This is a genomic window from Pseudoalteromonas sp. Z1A6, from assembly GCF_011378745.1.
Lineage (GTDB): Bacteria > Pseudomonadota > Gammaproteobacteria > Enterobacterales > Alteromonadaceae > Pseudoalteromonas > Pseudoalteromonas arctica.
Map to the genome: position 1 here is coordinate 1 of NZ_WTKW01000591.1, position 1,363 is coordinate 1,363.

Here is a 1,363-nt window from a genome sequence, read left to right on the forward strand (position 1 = left end):
CATAAGCACATACATCAATACAAAATACCTTGGCTAACTCAAGCAGCTTATCTTCAACCCACCCTCGTCGATGTTCGTAAGACTTACCTGTAAAGTGGTCTTCACCACACAGAAAGGCACGACGAACACACCGTGAAATACAGTGATAATATTTTGTATCAACCAAACTTACCTGACGTTTTCTTGCAATAGCCATAAAACACCTGCTCACTTTTTAGACTAATTGTAATTTAGTCATTAACCTTAGAAAGTGCAAATTTAGGATGGATGTCTTGTTTATTGGTCTTATAAAAATACACTTTTCATACTGTTTTTATTAGCTTTTTTCATAATAGTTAGGATGGGTGTCACCTAATTTATTTGTTGTATCAACCAAACTTACCTGACGTTTTCTTGCAATAGCCATAAAAACCTGCTCACTTCTTAGACTAACTGAAATTTAGTCATTAACCTTAGAAAGTGCAAATTTAGGATGGATGTCTAGTTTATTCTTGTCTTTTATTAATCTCGCTAAGCGGTGTTTGGTCATGGGCTACGCTTACCTTTATATGGGCAGTAGCACTGGCGGGCGTTGCATACAAAGTACTTGTAAAAAACGGTAATAAAAAAATATCACTCGCCACCTACTTGCTCATGGGCTGGTTTGCACTAGCTATTGTATATCCACTTTATTCTAGTGTTGATGTAAAAGCACTTTACTGGCTACTTGCCGGCGGTATTTTTTATAGTTTGGGTACATTATTCTACAGCGCTAAAAGCACCCAATTTAGCCACGCTATTTGGCACTTATTTGTTATTGCAGGGTGTGTTTGCCATTATATTTCAATTAGTAATTACGTTTATTGAGCTGGTATAGCCATTTAAAATGGTCTAGTTTGATACGTGAATTCACCACTCATAGTAACTAAGTGTTAGGATTTACATATTGTAATTTTTAAAAATCATGGATGATCAATGTATAATTTAAATCTAGTACCTCTTTTCTTTGTTTTAGCTTTAGTTCCATTTCAACTTTTAGCTGAACAACCGCTGCCCACTGAATTTAATAATAACCGCATCTTTCTTACTCCAGAACTGAAAGATGGTCAAAAGCTAAAGTTCTTTACAGATACAGGTGGCGGTTGGAATGCTATATCGAAAGAACTTCATCAACAATATAAATGGCCTACAATTAAAAAAGTAGATGAAGGTAATGTGCATACACTGTCAAGCATGCCGGACTTTCAAGCTGGCTCAGAAGTTCCTATTGGTGGTTTGCAAAACTTTATGGAAGGCTATTTATTTATAGTCCCTAAGGATGAACTATCAATTGAGGAAGACTTTGATGGTTTTTTAGGTGGCCGATGGCACGCAGAAAAAATTA

At 36.0% G+C, this 1,363-nt stretch carries 3 pseudogenes; 2 read left to right on the forward strand and 1 reads right to left on the reverse strand.

The annotated features are described in order from the left end of the window. Nucleotides 1-196: pseudogene (locus tag GQR46_RS19725) on the reverse strand (Mobile element protein); the annotation flags it as partial. A 302-nt stretch (nucleotides 197-498) separates the two neighbouring features. Here GQR46_RS19725 and GQR46_RS19730 point away from each other — a divergent pair. Together GQR46_RS19730 and GQR46_RS19735 are read left to right on the forward strand one after the other, a co-directional pair. Next, a pseudogene (locus GQR46_RS19730) lies at nucleotides 499-846 on the forward strand (hemolysin III family protein); the annotation flags it as partial. 108 nt (nucleotides 847-954) lie between these two features. After that, nucleotides 955-1,363 (forward strand): annotated as a pseudogene (locus GQR46_RS19735) (hypothetical protein); the annotation flags it as partial.